The organism is Paenibacillus sp. CAU 1782 (genome assembly GCF_054551715.1).
The window spans coordinates 1,275,230-1,297,816 of sequence record NZ_JBTOLL010000001.1; the positions used below are offsets into that span (position 1 = coordinate 1,275,230).

A 22,587-nucleotide genomic window follows, 5' to 3' on the forward strand; every position below is an offset into this window, starting at 1 on the left:
CTCTTTTTCAGCAAAAAATAAAAAAAGCCTCTGCGCCCACTTCATGCGGCACAAAGGCATCTCTGATCCTTATTAATTGATCCAATTAACGGCCGTATTGATCTGGATTTTCCTTCCAGCCTTGCAGCTTATCCAAATCACCTTCCGAAACGATTCCGCGCTTATGGGCAGTATCGATCAAGGCCGTATAATTGCTCAAAGTCTCAAGCGTAAAACCATCGTTCGCAAAGGCTTGAGCCGCTGCCGGGAACTGGTATGTAAAAATCGCCAGCACGGCTACAACCTCTGCCCCGGCTTCGCGCACGGCTTGCGCCGCCTTAAGCGAGCTGCCTCCGGTAGAGATCAAATCTTCGATAACAACCACTTTTTGGCCCGGCAAAACCCGGCCTTCGATTTGATTTTTCTTTCCGTGTCCCTTTGCTTTGTCGCGAATGTACGCCATGGGCAAATTCAGCTTCTGCGATACAAATGCCGCATGGGGAATACCTGCCGTCGACGTTCCCGCCACCACTTCAGTATCGGGGAAACGTTCCGAGATAATTGAAGCAAAACCTTCTGCGATCAAATCGCGAATTTCGGGAAAAGACATCGTCAGCCGGTTATCGCAATAAATCGGCGATTTCAGCCCGGAAGTCCATGTGAACGGTTCGCCGGGGCTTAAGGCGACAGCGCCAATGTCCAGCAGCTTTCCTGCAATTACGCCAGGCAGTTCCGATATGGTTGGTTTACTCATACGGTTGTCAACTCCTCAATTATGGATTCCATTGCTTCCCTTGGGTTTGGCGCAGCCGTAATCGGACGGCCGATCACCATATAATCAGTGCCTTGCGCGATAGCCTGCGAAGGAGTCATGATGCGGGTCTGATCGTTTAAGGCGGCACCCGTCGGACGAATGCCCGGAGTAACCGTTGCAAACTCCGTACCGCATGCCGCCTTTACGGAAATCACTTCGGCCGGCGAAGAGACGACGCCGTCCAGTCCCGAAGCTTTGGCTAGTTTCGCATAAGAAATGACCGCATCTTCAACGCTTCCGGCAATGCCGATTTCATCGTTCAACACACTACGGCTTGTACTGGTCAATTGAGTTACCGCAATAACCTTTGGCCGGTCCGCTCCGGCCGATAACGCTTGGTCTACACCTTCCAGGCAAGCCTCCATCATCGCAGAGCCGCCAGCCGCGTGGACGTTGAACATATCCACGCCAAGCGTAGTGATGCTGCCCGCGCCGCCTTTTACCGTATTGGGAATATCATGCATTTTGACATCCAGAAAGACGTAGTAGCCGCGTTTTTTCAAGCTTTCCACAAAAGCGGGTCCCGCTGCGTAAAAAAGCTGCATGCCAACCTTCATATAACACGGAATGCCACGAAGCTCGTTCAGCAGGCGCTCTGCCTCTCCGGCATTGCGGTAATCCAGCGCAACCATGATGCGTTTTGCCACTTCTTCCTTTGTCAGACTCATTCTTTTTCCCCCTTCCAGACCAAGAGCAACCCCCCTTTAATCGGCCGCCCCTAAGCCCGCTCTCTTCTTGATGTCGATAAGCGGACTTAATGAACAGTGAATGTAAGGGTGTTGCTCTTCAATCTTCCTGTTTAATTCATTTATTTCTGCGATGCTACCGGCATGGAATGGGACGAAAAGTTGATCGTCTCCAGCATCCGGAGCAATGCGCGTACGGTATCCAGGGAGGTCATGCAGACAACGCCGTTTTCAACCGCTTCGCGGCGAATACGGAAGCCGTCGCGCTCAGGCGTTTTGCCTTTAGTGAGCGTGTTGACCACAAAGTTGGCTTTGCCTTCGCGAACCAGATCCAGAATATTAGGCGAGCCTTCGCTCAGCTTGTTGACGCGGGTTACATACAGACCAGCCGCCTCAAGCGCGTCAGCCGTACCGCCAGTTGCAAAAATTTTGTAGCCGATATTGTAGAAGCCGCGCAGCAATTCCGTCGCTTCTGCTTTGTCTTTGTCCGCAACCGTCGCTACGATAGCGCCGGAATTCGGGATTTTCATACCTGCGCCGATAAGGCCTTTGAACAATGCTTTTGCGTATTGTACGTCGCGGCCCATTACTTCGCCCGTCGATTTCATTTCCGGGGTCAGCGTAGGGTCTACGCGGCGCAGCTTGGCGAAGGAGAATACCGGCACTTTGACGGAGACGTATTCGTCTTCCGGCCACAGTCCGTCTTTATGTCCCAGATCAGCCAGCTTCGTGCCCAAAATGGCTTGCGTAGCCAGATTTGCCATTGGCAGATTGGTTACTTTGCTCAAGAATGGCACGGTACGCGAGGAACGCGGGTTAACCTCGATGACGTACACTTGCTCGTTGTGGATAACAAACTGGATGTTGACCAGACCGATAACTTCCAGCTCTTTGGCGATTTTGATCGTAATGTCCACAATTTGCGCCTTGATCTCTTCGGAAAGCGATTGAGGCGGGTATACCGCGATGGAGTCGCCGGAGTGAACGCCTGCGCGCTCGACATGCTCCATAATGCCCGGGATCAACACCGTTTCGCCGTCGCAAATCGCGTCAACCTCAGCTTCTTTGCCCAGCATGTAACGGTCGATCAAAACGGGATGCTCCGGATTGATTTTAACCGCGATTTCCATGTAGCTGAGCAGCTCTTCGTCGGAGTATACGATTTCCATCGCACGACCGCCGAGTACGTAGGAAGGACGAACCAAAACGGGATACCCCAGCTTTTGCGCGGTTACTACCGCTTCGTCAACCGACGTTACCGTGCTGCCTTCCGGTTGGGCGATGTCCAGCTTGCGAAGCAAAGCTTCGAATTTTTTGCGGTCTTCCGCTGCGTCGATGCTCTCCAGGCTGGAGCCAAGGATGCGAACGCCCGCTTTAGCCAGCGGAGCTGCCAAGTTGATGGCCGTTTGCCCGCCGAACTGAACAATGACGCCGATCGGGTTTTCCTGCTCGATTACGTTCAGGACATCCTCCAGGAACAGCGGCTCGAAGTACAGCCGGTCGGAGGTGCTGAAGTCGGTGGAAACCGTCTCCGGGTTGTTGTTGATAATAACGGCTTCGTAGCCTGCTTTTTGAATCGCCCATACGGCGTGAACCGTGGAGTAGTCGAACTCGATGCCTTGGCCGATCCGGATAGGTCCGGAGCCCAGCACCAATACTTTTTGCTTGTCAGTTTCAATAACTTCATTTTCCACTTCGTACGTGGAGTAGTAATAAGGCGTCGTCGCTTCAAACTCCGCTGCGCATGTATCAACCATTTTGTAAACCGGCTTAAATCCGTTTTCCAGACGGAGCTTGCGCACTTCGTCTTCCTTCGTATGGCTGCCGTTCGGGAAGCCTTCGCTGCGGATTTCCGCAATGGAACGGTCGGAGAACCCTTTGCGTTTCGCTTCGTACAGTCTCGCCGGAGTCAAGGTCGCTTCCTTGCGCAGGGCATCCTCGAAAGCTACAATGCCTTGGATTTTGTCCAGGAACCACCAGTCGATCTTTGTAATGTCCTGCAGTTCTTGCAGGCTGTAACCTCTGCGGAAAGCATCAGCCACCAGGAACATGCGCTCGTCGTCCGGCTTCTCCAGGCGGGTGCGCAGAACCTCGTCGCTTAAGGATGCCGCATCCTTCAAGTGCAGGCGGTGCACGCCGATTTCCAGCGAGCGGACCGCTTTATGAATGGACTCTTCGAACGTACGGCCAATCGCCATAACTTCGCCTGTCGCTTTCATTTGAGTGCCCAGCTTGCGGTTGGCGTTTACGAATTTATCGAACGGCCAACGCGGAATTTTGGAAACGATGTAATCCAGCGTTGGCTCGAAGCAGGCGTAGGTTTGGCCCGTAACAGGGTTAACCAGTTCATCCAGCGTGTAGCCGACAGCAATTTTGGCTGCCATTTTGGCAATCGGGTAGCCCGTTGCTTTGGAAGCCAGCGCCGAGGAGCGGCTAACGCGCGGGTTAACTTCGATTACATAATATTGATAGCTGTGCGGATCAAGCGCAAACTGCACGTTGCAGCCGCCTTCGATGTTCAGCGCTCTAATGATTTTGAGCGATGCGGAACGCAGCATTTGATATTCGCGGTCAGACAATGTCTGCGATGGAGCAACAACGATACTGTCGCCCGTGTGAACGCCAACCGGGTCGAAGTTTTCCATGTTGCAGACCACGATGCAGTTGTCGTTGGCATCGCGCATTACTTCATATTCAACTTCCTTCATGCCGGCAATCGATTTTTCGATCAGACATTGGCTGATGGGGCTGTAGCGAATGCCGGAAGCAACGATCTCGCGCAGCTCTTCCTCATTGGCGCAAATGCCGCCGCCTGTTCCGCCCAGCGTGTAGGCAGGACGAACGATGATCGGATAACCAATGCTATTAGCGAAATTAACCGCGTCTTCAACCGTTGTTACAATTTCGCTCTCAGGTACCGGCTGCTCAAGCTCGCGCATCAGGTCGCGGAACAAATCGCGGTCCTCCGCTTTTTCGATCGCTGTCAGTTGGGTGCCCAGCAGCTTTACGTTTTCCCGTTCCAGCACGCCTGCGCGCGCCAGTTCAACCGCCATGTTCAGGCCTGTTTGTCCGCCAAGCGTTGGCAGCAAGCCGTCCGGACGCTCTTGACGGATGATTTGCGAAACGAAATCAAGCGTAATCGGCTCGATGTAAACCTTATCGGCCATATTCGTATCCGTCATGATGGTTGCAGGGTTGCTGTTGATCAGCACTACCTCGTAACCTTCTTCCTTCAAAGCCTGGCAAGCTTGAGTTCCTGCGTAGTCAAATTCCGCCGCTTGTCCGATGACAATTGGGCCGGAGCCAATCACGAGAATTTTTTTCAGTTCATTATTTCTGGGCATACTGAAGCTCTCCTTTCAACGTCTCCGACAACACGGCCTGACGAGGTTTTTGCGGGTTAGTGGCCTTGTGCTCGCGGATCATCTCCAGGAACTCGTCGAACAGATAGCTGGAATCGAACGGTCCCGGAGCCGCCTCCGGATGGTACTGCACGGAAAATGCCGGATAGCTGTCATGCTTCAGGCCTTCAATCGTTTTGTCATTGTTGTTGATATGCGTTACGGACAGCCCTGTGCCGGCAATTGTATCCTCCAGCACGGTGTAGCCGTGGTTTTGCGACGTAATATAGCAGCGGCCGGAAGACAATTCCTTCACGGGGTGGTTGCCGCCGCGATGGCCGAATTTCAGCTTGGTTGTGTCGGCTCCGCAAGCCAGAGCGAACAACTGATGGCCCAGGCAAATGCCGAAGATCGGATATTCGCCCAGCAGCTCGGAGATCATTTTGACGGCATGCGGCACGTCTTTAGGGTCCCCTGGGCCGTTGGACAGCTGAATGCCGTCAGGCACCAGGCGACGAATTTCGTCCGCAGTGGTATCATGCGGCACAACCACTACGTCGCAGCCGCGTTGCGTCAGCTCGCGCAGGATGCCGCTTTTGGCGCCAAAGTCGACCAGCACAATCCGCTCACCTTTGCCGGGGCTGGAGAAAACATGCTTGGTGGACGTGCGGGCAACTTGATCGTTCATCAAGGACGTTGCGCCAAGACGCTCTGTCAATTCTTCAACCGACTCATTGCCAGTGGTGATCAGGCCCCTCATAGTGCCATAGTGGCGAAGCTTGCGAGTCAACATGCGCGTATCGATGTCGCTGATGCCTGGAATGCCGTATTCCTTGAGCAGTTGGCCCAGCGAATATTGTGCGCGCCAGTTGCTTGGCACCGGCTCATGACGACGAACGACAAAGCCGTGAATAAACGGACGTATGCTTTCAAAATCGTCGCGCGTAATGCCGTAGTTCCCGATCAGCGGGTAAGTCATCGTTACGATCTGACCGCAGTACGAAGGATCCGACAATACCTCCTGATAACCTGTAATCCCTGTATTAAAAACCACCTCGCCTGCCATTTGCGCCTCAGCGCCAAAGGAAAGACCGGTGAACAACGTTCCGTCTTCCAGCAACAATCTTGCCTGCATTCCATTCACTCCTCTGATGTTCATTTGCTCTGTTCCGACCATACCAGCTTGCCGTCCACGATCGTGTGAACCGGCCAGCCTTGAAGCTTCCAGCCGCCAAACGGCGTGTTATTGCTCTTCGACAGGAAGGTCGACGGATCAACCTCTTTCTCGCCGTCCAAATCTACAATAGTAATATCCCCGGGAGCGCCAATCGCCAGCCTTCCCGACTCCAGCGAAAAGACTCGCGCCGGATCTTCCGTCATTCGTTTCAGAAGGAAGCCGAGACTCCACTTGCCCGTTGCGACAAACTTGGTGTAGAGCAGTGGGAACGCCGTTTCGAAACCTACGATTCCGAAAGGCGCAAGATCAACCCCGCGAGCTTTCTCCTCCGCGCTGTGAGGCGCGTGATCGGTTACGATCATGTCGATCGTGCCGTCTTCCAGTCCTTCAATCACCGCTTGCACATCTCGCGGCGTACGCAGCGGCGGGTTCATTTTCCAGTTGGCGTCATCCAGACCGGGAATGTCCTCGTCGCTGAGCACGAGATGATGGGGACAAACCTCAGCCGTTACGGAAATGCCCACCGACTTTGCCAGCCTGATGAGGCGTACGGATTGCTCTGTGCTGACGTGACATACATGGTAGTGTACGCCGGTAGCTTCAGCAAGAAGCACATCCCGGCCAACATGGATCGCTTCGGATTCATTCGGAATGCCCTTGATGCCGTGCTTGCGAGAAAACTCGCCCTCCGAAGCCCAAGCTCCTTCTACCAGTGAATCATCCTCGCAGTGGGCGATGACCGGCATATCCAGCGACTTCGCCAGCGCCATCGCGTTTTTCATCATTTGCGCATTCTGAACGCCTACCCCGTCATCGGTAAAGCCGATGGCTCCCGCTTCCTTCAGTGCTGCAAAATCCGTCAGTTCGCGTCCCAGCTCGTTTTTGGTAATTGCAGCGTAGGGCAGCACCTTGACGATGGCTTCCTTCTCTGCTTTTTCAAGCACATATCGTACCGTTTCCGGCGTATCGATCACCGGTCTTGTATTAGGCATGCAAGCGATTGTCGTAAAACCGCCCTTTGCCGCCGAACGCGATCCTGTCGCGATATCTTCCTTATGTTCAAAGCCTGGGTCTCTCAAATGGACGTGCATATCGATAAATCCCGGAGAAACCAGCTTGCCTTCGGCATTGATAACCTCGGAGCTGCCCGTATCGACCGTTTCGTTCCCATCAACGATGTTAACAATTTCTCCGTCCGCCAATTGGATGTGGCGAACTTGCAGGGTTCCTTCTTCTTCGTTCCAGACCTTGCCGTTTATGATCCATAATGACATACCGTAAATAACCTCCGATTTCATAGCGCCTCCGGCGTATTGCCGAATAACCGCTTTGATGCACTGCTGTCATGAATCGCAACGGCGCATCAGGTCAGCGCGCGTTCGATAACCGCCATCCGGATCGGCACGCCGTTTTCCATCTGGGGAAAGATGCGCGACTGTGGATGTTCAACCAGATCTCCGTCAATTTCCACGTTCCGGTTAACCGGAGCGGGGTGCATGATTATGGCATGGTTTGCTATGGATTTGGCCCGCTCGACGGTCAACCCGTATTGCTCGCGGTATTCCTCCGCCGATTTGATCATGCCGCTGTCGTGACGCTCCAGCTGGACGCGCAGCATCATCACGACGTCCGCTTTGATGGCTTCATCCATTGTAACATATGGCGCGTCAAGCTCGCGGGCTTGCATATTTTGAGGTGCGCAGAAGCTGACGTTGGCGCCAAACTTACGCAGCGCGTACAGATTGGATCTTGCTACGCGGCTGTGCAGGATGTCTCCGATAATCGATACGTTCAGGCCGGCCAGATTGCCGAACTGCTTGCGCATCGTGTACAGATCCAGCAGCGCTTGCGTAGGATGCTCGTTGTTTCCGTCGCCCGCGTTGACCAGCGGAACCTTGATGCTATCCGCAAGCTCTGCCAGCAAGCCGATTGGCTTGAGGCGGATCACGCCTACGTCAATCCCCATGGATTCCAGCGTGCGGACTGTATCGTAGATGGACTCGCCTTTTTCGACGCTGGAGGCTGCTGCCGCAAAATTGATGACTTCCGCGCCAAGCCTTTTTTCGGCTACTTCGAAGGAGAAGCGGGTACGCGTGCTGTTTTCAAAAAACATGTTAGCCGCAATTTTGCCCTGCAGCTCCTTATGAATTTTGTCAGGATGATTTTCCCAATAAGAGGCCCGATCCAGAATGCTTTCAATTTCTTCCTTGCCAAGTTCCTTAAGACCCAACAGACTGCGTTGCTTCAACTGCGTCAGCGTCATACGGCCTGCCCCCTTTGATGGATGATGATTACTTCGTCTGAATCGTCGATTTCGTGCAGCGAAACCTCGATTTGCTCTTGTCTGGAGGTGGGAACGTTTTTGCCTACAAAGTCGGGTCGGATTGGAAGCTCTCTGTGACCGCGGTCAACAAGCGCCGCCAGTTGAATGCTTTGCGGTCTGCCGCAATCCATTAACGCGTCCATCGCGGCTCGGATGGTTCGGCCCGTGTATAACACATCGTCGAAAAGAATGATAATCTTGTCTTTTACGCTGAGCGGCGATAGTCCGGTTGAAAGGGGCTCCCTGCCGGCTTTGCCGTTTCCTTCTGGCAACCGGTCATCGCGGTATCCCGTAATATCCAGCTCTTTGACCGTAACCGGCTTGCCTTCGATTTCGGCAATCCGCTCCGCTACCCTGTTCGCCAGGTAAATGCCTCTTGTTCGTATGCCTACAATGACGCAATTCTCGATGCCTTTATTCTTTTCGACAATCTCATGGGCAATACGGGTCAACGCTCTTCGTATCGCCGTTTCGTCCATGATGACCAAACGTTCTTCATCCGCCATAGCCTTATCTCCTTCCGACCTTGCTGGGTAATCCATTCATCGTTAAGGTGGTGTATTTGCGCTCATATGCGCAAAAAACTCCTTGCGGAGTCCGCAAGGAGTTTGTGATTAGTCATGAAAGAAAACGTGTTGGTCCCAACCTCTTGTCCACCTCTCCCGAAGGAAGGCGCAAACAAAGACGGTTCTCCGTTTTCACTTCACCATTTGACCATTATTCACGACACCTTGCCAGCCTCACGGGACTGATTTAAAGGTTCTGCTCTGTATCATAGGAATTATCCCACGTTCGACAAAAGATGTCAAGCGTGTTTGCCGGTATTCCTTACAGGGACAGTTTGCGAATACGATCAACGGCTTTTTCCGTATTTTCACGGCTGCCAAAGGCTGTCAGACGGAAATATCCTTGCCCGCTTTGGCCAAAGCCAACGCCTGGCGTGCCAACGATGTTGGCTTCACCCAGCAGCTTGTCGAAGAAGCTCCAGGAATCCAAGCCGCTTGGCGTTTTCAACCAAATGTACGGGGCGTTGACGCCGCCGTAAACTTCAAGGCCAATGGATGCAAGACCTTCGCGGATAATGCCGGCATTGGTCATGTAGTAGTCGACAAGCGATGCAATTTGCTCTTTGCCTTCGAGCGAATAAATGGCTGCGGCGCCGCGTTGAGTGACATAGGATACGCCGTTGAATTTCGTTGTATGGCGGCGATTCCACAGATCATTCACAAGCACCGTATTGCCAGCGGCATCGAATCCTTTGATCTCGCGAGGCACAACGGTATACGCACAGCGCACGCCGGTAAATCCGGCCGTTTTGGAGAAGCTGCGGAACTCAATCGCAACTTCCTTGGCGCCTTCGATTTCGTAGATGCTGTGCGGAACATCCTTCTCCTGAATAAAAGCTTCGTATGCGGAGTCGAACAGGATCAGGCATTTGTTTTCCCTTGCATAGTCCACCCAAACCTTCAGCTCATCCTTAGTCAGCGTCATGCCGGTCGGGTTGTTGGGGTAGCAGAGGTAAATCAAGTCAACCTTCTGGGTTGGCAGGCTAGGCTTGAATTGATTTTCAGCCGTGCATTCCAGATAAACGATATTATTGTAGCGTTTGGTGTCGGGATTAAAAGAGCCGGAACGGCCGGCCATAACGTTGGTGTCAACATATACAGGATAAACCGGGTCTTGCACGGCAACGATGGCATCGTTGCTGAAGATTTCCTGGATATTGCCGACATCGCACTTGGAGCCGTCGCTTACGAACACTTCGTTGGCAGCAAGATCGATGCCGCGCGATTTGTAGTCATTTTCGATAATGGCTTGCACCAGGAAGTCATAGCCTTGCTCCGGACCGTAACCGCGGAAGGATGCCGGTTCAGCCAGCTCGTCCACCGCCGCATGCATTGCATTCAGCACCGAGCTTGGCAAGCCGCGCGTTACATCGCCGATGCCGAGGCTGATAATTTCCGCATTGGGATTGTTTTGAATAAAAGTCGTGCGGCGTTTGGCGATTTCAGAGAATAAATAGCTGCCCTGCAGCTCCAGATAGTTTTGATTTATCGTTGTCAACTTATCTCACCTGTCCTTAATGGATCATTTGTATGGAATTAGGTTAAGAATAACCCACTTCCACCTTCAACATAATGAACAATATGAGCAAAAGTTTGCACTTATGGATTAACGTGAACGTAACGATAACATCACATGCTGGAAATCATCAGGAAGCGGCGCTTCAAAATGAAGCCGTTCCCCGCTGCGGGGATGAGTAAAACCAAGCTCTGCGGCATGAAGCGCCTGACCGTTAAGGTCAACGGTTTTGCTGCGGCCGTATACGGGATCTCCCGCCATAGGATACCCGATGTATTTCATGTGTACCCGGATCTGATGGGTTCTGCCCGTTTCCAGCTTCAGTTCTAGCAGTGTATAATCGCCAAGCCGTTCCATTACGGTAAAATGGGTCACGGCTTCCTTGCTGTTGCGATCCGTCACCGCAAACAGCTTGCGGTCTTGACTGTCTCTGCCGATGGGCGCGTCCACCGTGCCTTGGTCATGGGGCATATTGCCGTGCACAAGCGCGATATATGTCCGGCTCACGGAATGCTCCTTGAGCTGCTCCGCCAGCGAAACATGCGCCAAATCGTTTTTGGCGGCCATAAGCAGGCCCGTCGTGTCCTTATCGATCCGATGGACGATGCCGGGACGCAATACGCCGTTGATGCCGGAGAGATCCTGGCAATGGTACATAAGCGCATTAACGACCGTACCCGATGTATGGCCGGGAGCGGGGTGGACAACCATACCGCGCGGTTTGTTGATGACAATGACATCGGAGTCCTCATAAACAATATCCAGCGGGATATTCTCCGCTTCGATTTCCGGGTCTTCCGCCGCGGGTACGTCAACCTGAACCTGATCCTCATGATTCAGCTTGTAATTGGCTTTAACGATTCGGCCATTGACCGTAACCGCCCCGGATTTGATCCATTCCTGTACCTGGGTGCGCGAAATGCCTCCCGTTCCTTCCTCTTCCATCCGATCCACTATGTATTTATCGATTCGGTCGCCGATACCTTCGGCTTCCGCCCGCCATTCCAAGGGGTTGCTTCCATGTTCTGCAAACTCGTTATTCATGCTGCGCCTGCTCCTTGCCCTCTGCTTGTTTTAGTGCCTTTTTTTCCTCTCTTGCTCCCAGCAGCGTGTCCAGAAGGATCAATGCTACGCCAACGACAATGCCGGAATCCGCGATGTTGAAAATCGGGAACGTGTAGCTTCCAAAGTTAAATTGAAAAAAGTCCACCACTTCGCCAAAACGAACACGGTCGATAAAGTTGCCGATTGCGCCGCCAAGCACAAGCGCAAGCCCTGCGAGCAATATGCCTTTTCCTTTTTTGCGCATCGCCTGCATGTACCAGACCAGACCGATTAAAATAACGATGGTAATAATGATAAAAAAGGTCCGCTGCTCCTGCAGAATGCCAAAGGCGGCCCCTTTATTCCGATGCGAGGTAATCAGAAAAAAATCGCCGATGACGCTAATCGCGTCTCCCTGATTTATTTCAGTAGCTATCCATTTTTTTGTGAAAAAGTCAACAACCAGAACCGCAACAGCCAGCAGATAATAATAGAAAGAACGCATCTTATCACTCCTATGGAAATCTATGCAAAAAAGTTTGCAGCATAAGTGTAGCATACGAGCAAAGGAAGAAGCCAGTCGGCGAGGGCCGCCGGCCTTCCATGCATCCCCTTAGTGAAAGGCGCGGCAAACGCATATCCTATTAGCGGTAGTTCAAAAAGTCCAATTTCCATTTGAACATGTACTTGTAGAGGTTGCCAGCGCTTATTTTATTTTGTCTTAAGGAAGGTGCTTATATGACTAAAACTGCCGGACTTCGGATGGCATCCCTTCGCCGCAAGCTGGAGCAGGAGCGCGATGACATCAGGGAACGAATCCACAGCGGACAGCGCTTTGGCTTGTCCCAATCCATGCGCGACTGGACAGGCGAGCTTACTCCCATCGATAACCATCCAGGGGATATGGCAAGCGAATTATACGAACGGGAAAAGGATCAGACGCTCCTGGAAATGGAGCACTTGCATCTGCAACGAATCGAAGCCGCTTTGGCCGCCATGGACCGCAAAAGCTACGGGGTCTGCGCAGCATGCGGCGCTCCTATACCGCTTGAACGTCTTGAAGCCGTTCCGGACAGTCTTTATTGCGTCAAGCATGCCGAGTTGTGGGAAGCACATGCTCCCGATTCAGCCCCCATTGGCGATTTGACGCCATCCATGGGCCGTGCCGGTATTGACCGGCCTGAGCATAGCCGGCCTCAAGATGAATTTTCCTGGCAGACCGTCGAAAAATGGGGAAACTCCGATTCTCCAGCCATGTCGCAGCATCGCGAAGTGGATAATTACGATGATTTAGGCGGCGACGATGAAGAGCTGGCCGGCTGTGTGGAAACCATCGAAAGCTTTCTTGCCACCGACATTACCGGGAGGCATGTAACAATCGTCCGCAACTCCCACTACGACGACTATATGCACAGCAACGAAGGCGACCATACTCTTGAGGAATAAGGCCGCCTTTCTTCGCTGCAGCTGCCGTGAAAGGCTATTGAAATCAATAGCTTTTACCCTCCAGCTGGATTTGTACAATTTTTACAATTTCCGCAATGTAGTCCCCGATAATGGGCAAGTTAAGCGCGCCTAGCAGCTGAAGCAAATACAATATGGTTGCCGCAAAAAACGTAAACCCGATCGCAATGCCGACGCCGCGTGCTGTCCCTGCCAGCAAATTCCGCCATATCAGGCTGAATGGACGGTTAAGCAAGTCCACATATTCCGCGATGTGTGTTCTTTCCATCTCGGAAGCAATATGCTCCATTCGTCTGTTGAGAACACCCAGGGATTTCTCTAGCGTGTTCAAATCCTGAGGTTCCTCGTTTACGCCAGGCGACGCGCCGTTCCGGCCCCGCCCCCGCTTGTGGCTGCCCCGTTCGCTCATGTCAGGATTTCACCTCCAGCAACAGGAGAAGCCTGCCTCCCGCCGGCAAGGCAGCGGGGCAGGCTTCTTATCTCCATACTATATCCTTAACCCTTGATGAAAATGCCTATTTGCTTTTCACCAGCGTCTACGGTTTCCATATCTTCAACTACCCCGTATTCAACGCTTTGAAGCAGGACGTTATCGAAAAGAACATGACGGAAGGCTTCAAGAGCCGCCTTTAGCTCGGTATCCACGTTCAACACCAGATCAACCCGTTTTTCAATCGGCAAATCTTGCTTTTTGCGGTTATCCTGGACGGCGCGGATGACCTCTCTCACCCAGCCCTCTTGCTCAAGCTCCGGCGTAATATCCGTGTTCAGAGCAACCGTAACGCCGCCTGCTGATGCGGAAGCAAAGCCGCTTTTCGCTTGTTTCTCCACAAGCAGCTCCTCCAGCGGAATATTGAATACATCCTCTTCCACCGAAGTAAATACAAAGGTTCCGCCGGATACGACCGCAGCAGCAGCTTCGGGGCTAAGGCCCTTCAGCGCGGCCTGGATCGGACCAACCAGCTTGCCGTATTTTTTGCCGCCAACCTTCAAATTCAGCTTAAGCGTAAAATCAACAAAGCCGCTATCGGAATGTTGCACCGTTATTTGCTTCACGTTGATTTCGTCTTTAATGATTTCTTCGTAGTCTTCAAGAGCGAATTCGCGGTCCAGCGAAAGAATCAGCTCGGATAACGGCTGACGCGTTTTGATGGATGTTTCGTTGCGAACATTGCGCGCAAGCTCAACGATGCCTTTGGCGCTATCCATGTCGCGTTCCAGCGTTTCGTCTACAAGCGCGGAATCGCTTACCGGGAAGGTGGTCAGATGAACGCTTCCTTCGCCGCCCAAATTGCGGTAGACATCATCCGCAAGCAGCGGAGTGTACGGCGCAATCAATTTGGACAGCGTCAGCAGAACTTCGCGCAGCGTTCCGTAAGCTGCCACCTTGTCCTCGGACAAGCCGCTGCCCCAGAACCGGTCGCGCGAACGGCGGATATACCAGTTGCTCATCTCGTCGACGAATATTTCAATCGCTTTGGCCGGATTCAGGAAGTCGTTGGCTTCCAGACCTTTGGTTACCGTAACGATCAGGCTGTTCAGACGGGAGATGATCCAGCGGTCCAGCTTGTTGTCGGAAGCTTTGGCCTCATGCTCCTTATAGTTGTAACCGTCAATGGAGGCATACAGGGCATAGAAAGCATGTGTATTGACGATGGTATCGATGACTTTGGATTTCGCTTCGCTTACGATGCCTTTGGAAAACCGCTTGCTGTTCCACGGCGCGCTGTCAGCCAGTAATGCCCAGCGGAACGCGTCCGTTCCAAACTCGTTGATGATTTCCCAAGGATCGATAACGTTGCCTTTTGATTTGGACATCTTTTGTCCGTTTTCGTCCAGGATATGGCCCGTCGAGATAACGGCTTTATAAGGCGCTTTGCCGTTGTAAAGCGTCGATACGGCTAACAGGCTGAAAAACCAGCCGCGCGTTTGGTCGATGCCTTCGCAAATCATGTCCGCCGGATATTGCTCGCTGAATTGCTCCTCGTTGCCGAATGGATGATGCTGCTGGGCAAAAGGCATAGAGCCGCTGTCAAACCAGACGTCGATAACTTCCGAAGTCCGTCGCATGACCGCGCCTTCCGCAAACGGGGATTTCAGCAAAATGTCATCCACGTACGGTTTGTGAAGCTCGATATCCTCCGATACCTCGCCAACTGCGCGAGCGCGCAAATCGGCAATGCTGTCCGGCGCGTATTCTTTGCCCGTCGCCTCGCATACCCATACGTTAAGCGGCGTTCCCCAGTAGCGGTTGCGGCTGATATTCCAGTCCACCAAATCCTCCAGGAATTTGCCAAAGCGGCCTTCGCGGATATGACCGGGATACCAGTCAACGCCATTGTTGTTGGCGATCAGTTGTTCCTTCACCTTGGTCGTTTCGATAAACCAGCTCTCCGTCGCATAATAGAGCAGCGGCGATTTGCAGCGCCAGCAGAACGGATAGCTGTGCTCATAGCGCTCTTTGGAGTAGAGCAGTCCTTTTTCGCTCAGCATTTTGACGATGTCGACATCGCAGTCCTTTACGAACCGGCCAGCCAGATCGGTTACTTCGTCTACATAACGGCCGGCATTGTTAACTACGCTCAACATGCTGATGCCGTTTTGGCGGGATACCTTGTAGTCGTCTTCGCCATGCGCCGGGGCGATATGAACGATGCCCGTACCGCTGGTGTCGCTGACAAAATCGCCAGGGATCACAATGTGCCCCTTCTCGATGGCTACATAACGGAACGGAGGTTCGTAAGACTGTCCAACCAGCTCCGCGCCTTTTAACGTCGACAAAATCTCGTAATTTTCCTTCAGCACATTTTCGGCCAGCGCTTTTGCAACGATGTACACTTCGCCGTCCTTAGCCGCGCGCACGTATTCCAGCTCGGGATTAACCGCCAGCGCCACGTTTGCAGGAAGCGTCCAAGGCGTTGTCGTCCATGCCAGCACGAATTCGCCGCTGGATGCCAGCTTGAATTTGGCTGTTGCGCTCAAATCCTTGACATCCTCATATCCTTGGGCAACCTCGTGCGAGCTTAACGTCGTTTGGCAGCAAGGGCAATATGGGCTTACGCGATGTCCGCGGTACAGCAATCCTTTTTTGTGAATCGTGGACAGGATGTGCCATACACTTTCGATGTATTCATTTTTGAGCGTGATATACGGATTGTCGAGATCCGTCCAATAAGCGATTGCTTCCGTCAGCTCACGCCATTGCTTTTCGTATTCGAACACGCTGTCTTTGCATTTTTTCACGAATGCTTCAACGCCGTAGTTTTCGATTTCCTGCTTGCCGGAGATGCCAAGCTGTTTCTCCACGCCTAGCTCAACCGGCAGGCCATGCGTATCCCAGCCCGCTTTGCGCACGACGCGGTAACCCGACATTGTTTTGTAGCGGCAAATAAAGTCCTTGATGACGCGTCCCAACACGTGGCCGATATGAGGCGCTCCGTTAGCCGTTGGGGGTCCCTCGTAAAAAACGAAGTTAGGGCTGCCCTCGCGGCTTTTGATCGATTGTTTAAAAGTATCCTCTTCCTGCCATTGCTTCAATACCCGCAGTTCGCGGCTGCGCGCGCGTTCCTTGACATCTACACGTTGCATGTTGATTTCTCCCTTTCTCTTCACAAAATAAAAACCCCGCCCCTGTAAAAAGGGACGAGGCTATAGCTCGCGATACCACCCTGATTCCGCTAAAGCATTCGCAAAAAAGGCGAATACAAGCCATGCGGGGCAATCTTGCCCGGCCGGCTGCGGCACTTAGCTGCGGACAAATCATCCGCACTCCCTGTAACGGGGGATACCGTCGATGCTTACTACCTGTTCTTAAAGAAGATGTTCAAAACGTTGACTTTGGATTGCGCAACATGCCTAGTGACATAATCGACAGTTACTGAAAACCGCACTTGTTTGAACATGACTTTTATTAGGTTTCTGCATCGCTTCTCGGAGAGGATATTCCGCTAGGGTTCAAACGCCGGCTTTCAGCAATCGCCAGGCTCTCTGGGGAATGAATTCAAAGCGTACTTGTTCTCGTCATGGAAATTATGGTGTAATCCAATTGTATACGTTTAGTTATAGCGCAAGTTGCAGCCTCTTGTCAAACGCCTCTTGCGGATGTATTGACAATCGGGCAGTTCCATCAGGCAAAAGCCGGAATTTGCAGAAGTCAGCTTAACCCCTAAGCAATTCGCGGTCAGCCTCGCGGCCTTGTGAATCCAGCGAGTCCCAGCCATCCTGGGACAAAAGCTCAAGCTGAGCTTCCACCAGCGTCCGGAAACGCGCGCGGTAGATGGATGCTTGCTTTTTCAATTCCTCGACCTCAAGCGCGACCTTACGGGATTTGTTCAACGATTCGTTTACAATCCGGTCGGCATTTTTTTCTGCTTCCTTGATAATAAGCTGCGCTTCCTTCTTGGCGTTGTTTCGCACCTCGTCGGCGGCTTCCTGGGCTACGATTATTGTTTTGCTCAACGTTTCTTCGATGTTGGAGAAATGGTTCAGTCTCTCCTGAAGCCCCAGCATTCCGTTCTGGAGTTCTTTATTTTCACGAATGAGCGACTCATAATCCTTAATGACCTGATCCAAAAACTCATTCACTTCATCCTCGTCATAACCGCGCAATCTCCGAGAAAATTCCTTGTTATGTATGTCCAATGGCGTAAGCGGCATTGGCGCACCTCCTAATCACAAATTGTCTCTGGGCAGGCGATCACTGCTCCGCTCGCTATACGCCGCCAGCTTTCTGAAAGTAGAGATTCGACAGCGCCATCCCTTTTTCCTGCTGTACCGCAAAACAATTTATGCGCAAAAGCCATTATTTCCGACATATTGCCGATAAAAGTTTATTTCATCACCTTTACTCGACAAGCAGACGCGGCATTTCTTGCAAAAAAAAAGCCAAACCGCGGTGGTTGAACCACTGCCGTTTGGCTTTTGACACTACACATATCTGCCGATTTTTACCCTGACCCTGCCCTTTTTGGTAATACCGTCAACCTCGATTACTTTAAAACGGCCAAGGCCTTTAATGGATACGACATCGCCTTCATGCAATTGCTGAGACGGGTCTTCTTCCGTTTTCCAGTTCACCCTGCATCGTCCCGCTCGGATCGGCTCCACGATTTTGGTTCTGCTGATCCGGTACACATCGCTGGCAATGCCGTCGAGTCGCATGGAAGCAACCGACAGTCCTATTTCCTCCAATGTCTGTGGAACAGGCATAAGTTCGGTTAACGGCAGCACATCCGTCAGCACGGAGGAACGGTGAACCTGGCGAAGATGCACATTGAGGTAGTCCACAATCTCTTCGCATACAACAACATGAGCAAACGCCTCATGGACATGGATATCGCCGATCCGGTCTCGCTTAATGCCGAGTCCCAGCAACGCGCCCAAAAAGTCGCCATGATCCAGATCCAGTCCGGCGCCGCCGGGAGCCTCCACGCGAAGAACGGCAATGCAGGCGGATTCGCCATCCAGATTATAATAGTCGGGAGCGATCAACGCACGCTTCCGTTCCGCTTCCTGATATCCACCGTCCAGCTTTAGCGCAGCGTCAAGGTTGCGCGCAGCCAGCGTGCTCAAGATATGAGCTTGTCTGGGGTCCAAAAAATCGGTCCGCTTCAGCTCATGCAGCCGGGCGGACCGTTCCAGCCATTCCAAAGCTCTGTCGACAAACGGTTTTTCGTCGGGGTGAAAATGCTGGTAAATGGCCGTTTTCATTTTCCGCTACCTTACACCAAGCCAAACAGGAAACGAAGTACGGAACCAATGCCTAGCGAAATAAAATGAAGCGCCAGCAAGGCAACAATTGGCGACAAGTCGATTACGCCGCCGATAGGAGGAATAAACTTGCGGAAGATGCCGACATACGGCTCCACGATCCGGCCGAGCAGTTGGCCGACAAAGCTTTCACGCGCATTGGGGAACCAGGATAGAAGCACGTAACCAAAAATCAGATACCGGTAAATCTCCAAAGCAGTTGCTACAAAATTCAAAATAAACAGTTCCAACCCAAGGTCACCTCATTTTGTTGTAATCGATCTCCTCTGCCAACATTTCCGTAATGGTGCCTTGTATTTCAACCGAATCAGGCGTACACAGAAAGATATTGGGGCCAAGCTTGGAAATGCTGCCGTTTAAAGCGTACACTGTCCCGCTCAGGAAATCAACAATCCGCAAGGCCAAATCGCTGCGGACTCTTTGCAAATTGACGATTACAGCTCTGCGGTTTCTCAAATGATCCGCAATTTCCTGCGCCTCGTCATAAGAACGCGGCTCACTGAGCACCACGCGCGTATTTTTTTGCGAATGGATGCTGACCACATTGCCGCCGCTGTTTATGGCGTTGTTCTTCGAAGAGTTTCTACGGGCTTCGAAGGGCGAGGTTTCAGCTTCTTGCTCATCCGTCGTCTGAACGCGCTCACGTTCGATAATTTCCTCTTCTTCCTGCAAACCGAAAAAGTTCATAAATTTGTTCATCAGGCCCATAACTCATTCCTCCTCTTTTCCAACCAGAATGGTACCCAATCTTACCCAGGTCGCACCTTCCTCTATCGCTACTTCAAAATCATTAGACATCCCCATAGACAAATGAATCAGTTCATTTCCAAAAGGAGATTTTTGTTGAGCTTCCTGCAGCAACTCCCGCAGCGCCCGGAATACCGGTCTTGTTTCCTCAGGCTCAGCCTCGTAAGGAGCCATTGTCATCAATCCGATCGGCTTGATGGAAGGAAAAGCCTGCAAGGTGTCCAGAAAAGGCAGCAGCTCCTGCGGTTCAATTCCTTGCTTGGAGGCTTCGCCCGATACATTCACCTGAATAAAACAAGGGACCTCCAGTTGCAATGCGGACGCGCTTCTGTGGATAGCTTCCGCAAGCGACAGCCTGTCCAGGGAGTGAATGTATGTAAATTTGCCTATGACGTCCTTAGCCTTATTGGATTGCAGCGAGCCGATAAAATGCCACACGGGTTTATCCCCGGCCACATCGTCCCCGCCATTCATCGCAACCCATTTGTTTTTTGCGTCCTGCCAGCGGTTTTCGCCAAGATGCCGCAGCCCGCCTTGGAATGCTTCGCGCGCCCGCTCCAGCGATACATATTTGGTTACCGCAATGACATGAACGTCCTCCCGCCGTCTCCCGGAACGCTGGCATGCAGCTTCAATCCTGGATTCAACGTCCTGAATATGCTCTTCAATCGATTTCATCAACTTCACCTTTCCGCCATGCCTAGAAAACTGGCCATACGTCCCGTTTTGCCTCCCTCCGTCCGGTGGGAGTAAAACAAATCGCACCTGCAGCCGGTGCACCACTTGCTTAATTCGATACGGCTCGGCAAAATTCCTGCTTTTATCATAATCTGTCGGTTTATTTCTTTCAAGTTCAGCCTTGCTTTCCCATTTGGGGCAAGCTCCATGGCTTCATGGGCAGATTGCGTATCAAGCTCCATCCCTTCGATCAGCTTGGACATTTGTTCAATAACCGGTCCGTCCACTTCATAACAGCAAGCTCCAATCGCCGGCCCTACCGCCGCTATCATGTCCCCGGGAGAAGAACCGAATTCCCTTGCCATCAAATCGATGGTGCTCTGCGCAATCGCGCCCGCCGTGCCGCGCCAGCCCGCATGGGCAAGTCCGATGGCTTCTTTAACAGGATCGTAAAAATAAAGCGGAACACAATCCGCATACAGGGACGTCAGCAGCACGCCCTTTACATCCGTTACAATGGCATCGCAGCCAAGCAGCGTATCTTGCAAGGAGAATCTGCCCTTGCCTCGCTCCTCAGACGTCACCTTGACCGCTCTGGAGCCATGAACCTGCTCCCCGCAGGTCCAGGCGTCAAAGCTCCAGCCCAGCCCTTCCGCGACCAGCTGTCTGTTTTTGATGACATCGCTGTCCTCATCCCCTACATGCAGCCCCAGATTTAATGTATGCCACGGCTCTCGGCTAACGCCTCCATGTCTGCCCGTAAAACCAGCGCTGAGTCCTTGATATTGCTCCATCCAGCCATTCAATAAAAAAAGGGCGGCGTTCTGAGGCCCTTCATTCTCCTTTATTCCATCCTCTAATTGAAACGGTTCCATAGTTCCCCTCCGTCTAGCAATAAATCTAATCAAGCCCAGATCTGATTAAAGTGTACTCAATCCAAACGTCAACTTGCAAATGGGAGCGGATTCCGTATTATTCTTTTTGACATGTTTTTTAGCTTGTTCTCTAGCTTTAACCGTGAAAATCCTCGTCGTCGCTTCGCAGAGCTTTTGTCTCCTCCATTCTGACCAGCACGACGTCCGCTCCGATCTTCACGATGTTCCGCCAAGGAATGACGATTTCGGTGCCGTTGCTGCCGAACAAACCAAATACTTTTGTAAATTGCGGCACTACGATGGAATCAATGCGTCCCTGCCTTAAATCCAGCTCAAGATCGCTAATATGCCCCAGCTTTTTACCGTCCACGATATTAATGACGTCTTTGGTTTGAAAATCGGATATCTTCATAACGGCTCACCTTCGTTTCCGCCGGAGATTGGCCTCCGCAAGTTTGTATTAGTATATGAGCCGTCCGCCCAAAATGTCCCCTCGCACAAAAAACGAGCCGCAAAAAGGAGCATACGAGAAAAAAAAGACCACTGCCGCGCAAACATAACGCAGCAATGGCCTTCCTTTAGGCAACACTTGAGTTTTGGAGTGCACGCAGCCTGATTAGCTGTTGATGGATGTTGAGGATGTTGATCGGCTCTTGGATCAGCCTCATAACGGGTCAATGCACTCAGGTTTTGACATGCTTCTGCATCTGGCCGATCGCAGATTTCTCGAGCCTGGATACCTGGGCTTGGGAAATGCCGATTTCGTCGGCAACCTCCATCTGGGTTTTGCCTTCAAAAAAACGCATGGACAGAATCATTTTTTCTCTGTCGTTCAGCTTTTGCATCGCTTCCCGAAGGGCAATCTCTTCTATCCAGGAAACATCCTTGTTCCGGTCATCGCTAATTTGGTCCATCACATAGATGGGGTCGCCGCCGTCATGATAGATAGGCTCAAACAAGGAAACGGGATCCTGAATCGCATCCAGCGCAAAAACGACATCCTCTTTCGGCACATTTAACGCTTCCGATATTTCAAAAATCGTCGGCTCGCGCGAATTGCGGTTGGTCAAGCTATCTCGCACCTGAAGCGCCTTGTAGGCGATATCCCGCAGGCTTCGCGAAACCCGAATGGGGTTATTGTCCCTTAAGTAACGGCGAATTTCGCCGATGATCATCGGTACGGCATAGGTGGAAAATTTGACATTTTGGCCAAGGTCGAAATTATCGATCGCCTTCATGAGTCCGATGCAGCCAACCTGGAACAGGTCGTCCACAAACTCTCCCCTGTTGTTGAACCGCTGGATAACGCTTAGCACAAGCCGTAGATTCCCGTTGACTAATTTTTCTCTCGCCGTCCATTCCTTCCGCGTCTGCAGCGCTGTAAACAGCTCTCGCATTTCGACATTGGTCAGAACAGGCAGCTTCGCAGTATCCACTCCACAGATCTCGACTTTGTTTCGGGTCAACATCATTACCTCCCAAGGAGAAACATTAATCTACATTATCTCCCCGGGTCCTCATTTTATTCCTTTGGCTGAACCTTGCGACAACCATCGGATTCTATTTTAGCGTCATAGCGCATGACAGCCGTCCCTGTCAAATTGCGCT

General features: G+C 52.0%; 21 protein-coding genes and 1 other annotated feature. Of the genes, 1 reads left to right on the plus strand and 20 read right to left on the minus strand.

Translation table 11 applies throughout. From position 1 onward, the window contains the following. Window positions 1–85 precede the first annotated feature (85 nt). The 10 genes from pyrE to lspA all read right to left on the minus strand — a co-directional run bounded on the left by pyrE (window position 86) and on the right by lspA (window position 11,951). Entirely contained in the window at window positions 86–733 is a 648-nt protein-coding gene (gene pyrE, locus ACX93W_RS06310; RefSeq protein ID WP_459391448.1) for an orotate phosphoribosyltransferase, read from the minus strand. After that, window positions 730–1,461 (minus strand): orotidine-5'-phosphate decarboxylase, encoded by a 732-nt coding sequence (gene pyrF, locus ACX93W_RS06315; RefSeq protein WP_459391449.1) that lies wholly within the window; start codon window positions 1,459–1,461, stop codon window positions 730–732. Before pyrF ends, pyrE begins: the two co-directional genes overlap by 4 nt. A 140-nt stretch (window positions 1,462–1,601) precedes the next feature. Continuing rightward, window positions 1,602–4,823, minus strand: coding sequence for a carbamoyl-phosphate synthase large subunit (gene carB / locus ACX93W_RS06320; RefSeq protein ID WP_459391450.1), 3,222 nt, complete (start codon window positions 4,821–4,823; stop codon window positions 1,602–1,604). Next, window positions 4,810–5,955 (minus strand): carbamoyl phosphate synthase small subunit, encoded by a 1,146-nt coding sequence (locus ACX93W_RS06325; protein WP_459391451.1) that lies wholly within the window; start codon window positions 5,953–5,955, stop codon window positions 4,810–4,812. Before ACX93W_RS06325 ends, carB begins: the two co-directional genes overlap by 14 nt. Window positions 5,956–5,975: 20 nt before the next feature. Next, window positions 5,976–7,271: a dihydroorotase gene (locus ACX93W_RS06330; RefSeq protein ID WP_459391452.1), complete on the minus strand. Its 1,296-nt coding sequence runs from the start codon at window positions 7,269–7,271 to the stop codon at window positions 5,976–5,978. Between the two features lie 89 nt (window positions 7,272–7,360). Beyond that, the gene (locus ACX93W_RS06335; RefSeq protein WP_459391453.1) at window positions 7,361–8,260 is read right to left on the minus strand and encodes an aspartate carbamoyltransferase catalytic subunit; all 900 of its coding nucleotides are present in this window, start codon (window positions 8,258–8,260) and stop codon (window positions 7,361–7,363) included. Next, window positions 8,257–8,826: a bifunctional pyr operon transcriptional regulator/uracil phosphoribosyltransferase PyrR gene (gene pyrR, locus ACX93W_RS06340; protein WP_459391454.1), complete on the minus strand. Its 570-nt coding sequence runs from the start codon at window positions 8,824–8,826 to the stop codon at window positions 8,257–8,259. Before pyrR ends, ACX93W_RS06335 begins: the two co-directional genes overlap by 4 nt. 322 nt (window positions 8,827–9,148) lie before the next feature. Next, entirely contained in the window at window positions 9,149–10,384 is a 1,236-nt protein-coding gene (locus ACX93W_RS06345) for an LL-diaminopimelate aminotransferase (protein WP_459391455.1), read from the minus strand. Window positions 10,385–10,492: 108 nt separating this feature from the next. Further along, the gene (locus ACX93W_RS06350; RefSeq protein ID WP_459391456.1) at window positions 10,493–11,446 is read right to left on the minus strand and encodes an RluA family pseudouridine synthase; all 954 of its coding nucleotides are present in this window, start codon (window positions 11,444–11,446) and stop codon (window positions 10,493–10,495) included. Further along, window positions 11,439–11,951 (minus strand): signal peptidase II, encoded by a 513-nt coding sequence (gene lspA / locus ACX93W_RS06355; protein WP_459391457.1) that lies wholly within the window; start codon window positions 11,949–11,951, stop codon window positions 11,439–11,441. The genes ACX93W_RS06350 and lspA overlap by 8 nt, the downstream gene beginning before the upstream one ends. A gap of 233 nt (window positions 11,952–12,184) precedes the next feature. On the opposite strand from lspA, the gene ACX93W_RS06360 reads away from it, so the two are divergent. Beyond that, entirely contained in the window at window positions 12,185–12,892 is a 708-nt protein-coding gene (locus tag ACX93W_RS06360; RefSeq protein ID WP_459391458.1) for a TraR/DksA C4-type zinc finger protein, read from the plus strand. A 43-nt stretch (window positions 12,893–12,935) separates the two neighbouring features. Here the strand turns inward: ACX93W_RS06360 and ACX93W_RS06365 are convergent, their stop codons facing one another. The 10 genes from ACX93W_RS06365 to sigG all read right to left on the minus strand — a co-directional run bounded on the left by ACX93W_RS06365 (window position 12,936) and on the right by sigG (window position 22,445). After that, window positions 12,936–13,319: a DUF5665 domain-containing protein gene (locus tag ACX93W_RS06365; RefSeq protein WP_459391459.1), complete on the minus strand. Its 384-nt coding sequence runs from the start codon at window positions 13,317–13,319 to the stop codon at window positions 12,936–12,938. An 86-nt stretch (window positions 13,320–13,405) separates the two neighbouring features. Beyond that, a complete protein-coding gene (gene ileS / locus ACX93W_RS06370) occupies window positions 13,406–16,498 on the minus strand; it encodes an isoleucine--tRNA ligase (RefSeq protein WP_459391460.1) in 3,093 nt (1,030 codons plus the stop codon). Between the two features lie 47 nt (window positions 16,499–16,545). Next, window positions 16,546–16,943, minus strand: a binding site (T-box leader). A gap of 125 nt (window positions 16,944–17,068) precedes the next feature. Then, window positions 17,069–17,566 carry a DivIVA domain-containing protein gene (locus ACX93W_RS06375; RefSeq protein WP_459391461.1) on the minus strand — a complete coding sequence of 166 codons (498 nt, stop codon included), beginning with the start codon at window positions 17,564–17,566 and terminating at the stop codon, window positions 17,069–17,071. 270 nt (window positions 17,567–17,836) lie between these two features. Next, on the minus strand, window positions 17,837–18,619 hold the full coding sequence (locus ACX93W_RS06380; protein ID WP_459391462.1) for a YlmH family RNA-binding protein: 783 nt from the start codon (window positions 18,617–18,619) through the stop codon (window positions 17,837–17,839). An 11-nt stretch (window positions 18,620–18,630) separates the two neighbouring features. Beyond that, complete coding sequence (locus tag ACX93W_RS06385) at window positions 18,631–18,909, minus strand: YggT family protein (RefSeq protein WP_459391463.1); 279 nt, start codon at window positions 18,907–18,909, stop codon at window positions 18,631–18,633. A gap of 7 nt (window positions 18,910–18,916) precedes the next feature. After that, window positions 18,917–19,387, minus strand: coding sequence for a cell division protein SepF (locus tag ACX93W_RS06390; RefSeq protein ID WP_459391464.1), 471 nt, complete (start codon window positions 19,385–19,387; stop codon window positions 18,917–18,919). 3 nt (window positions 19,388–19,390) lie between these two features. Continuing rightward, complete coding sequence (locus ACX93W_RS06395; RefSeq protein WP_459391465.1) at window positions 19,391–20,104, minus strand: YggS family pyridoxal phosphate-dependent enzyme; 714 nt, start codon at window positions 20,102–20,104, stop codon at window positions 19,391–19,393. A 5-nt stretch (window positions 20,105–20,109) separates the two neighbouring features. Continuing rightward, entirely contained in the window at window positions 20,110–20,979 is an 870-nt protein-coding gene (pgeF, locus tag ACX93W_RS06400) for a peptidoglycan editing factor PgeF (protein ID WP_459391466.1), read from the minus strand. Between the two features lie 136 nt (window positions 20,980–21,115). After that, window positions 21,116–21,391 carry a YlmC/YmxH family sporulation protein gene (locus ACX93W_RS06405; protein ID WP_459391467.1) on the minus strand — a complete coding sequence of 92 codons (276 nt, stop codon included), beginning with the start codon at window positions 21,389–21,391 and terminating at the stop codon, window positions 21,116–21,118. Between the two features lie 271 nt (window positions 21,392–21,662). After that, a complete protein-coding gene (sigG, locus tag ACX93W_RS06410) occupies window positions 21,663–22,445 on the minus strand; it encodes an RNA polymerase sporulation sigma factor SigG (protein WP_459392020.1) in 783 nt (260 codons plus the stop codon). Between the last annotated feature and the right edge of the window lie 142 nt (window positions 22,446–22,587).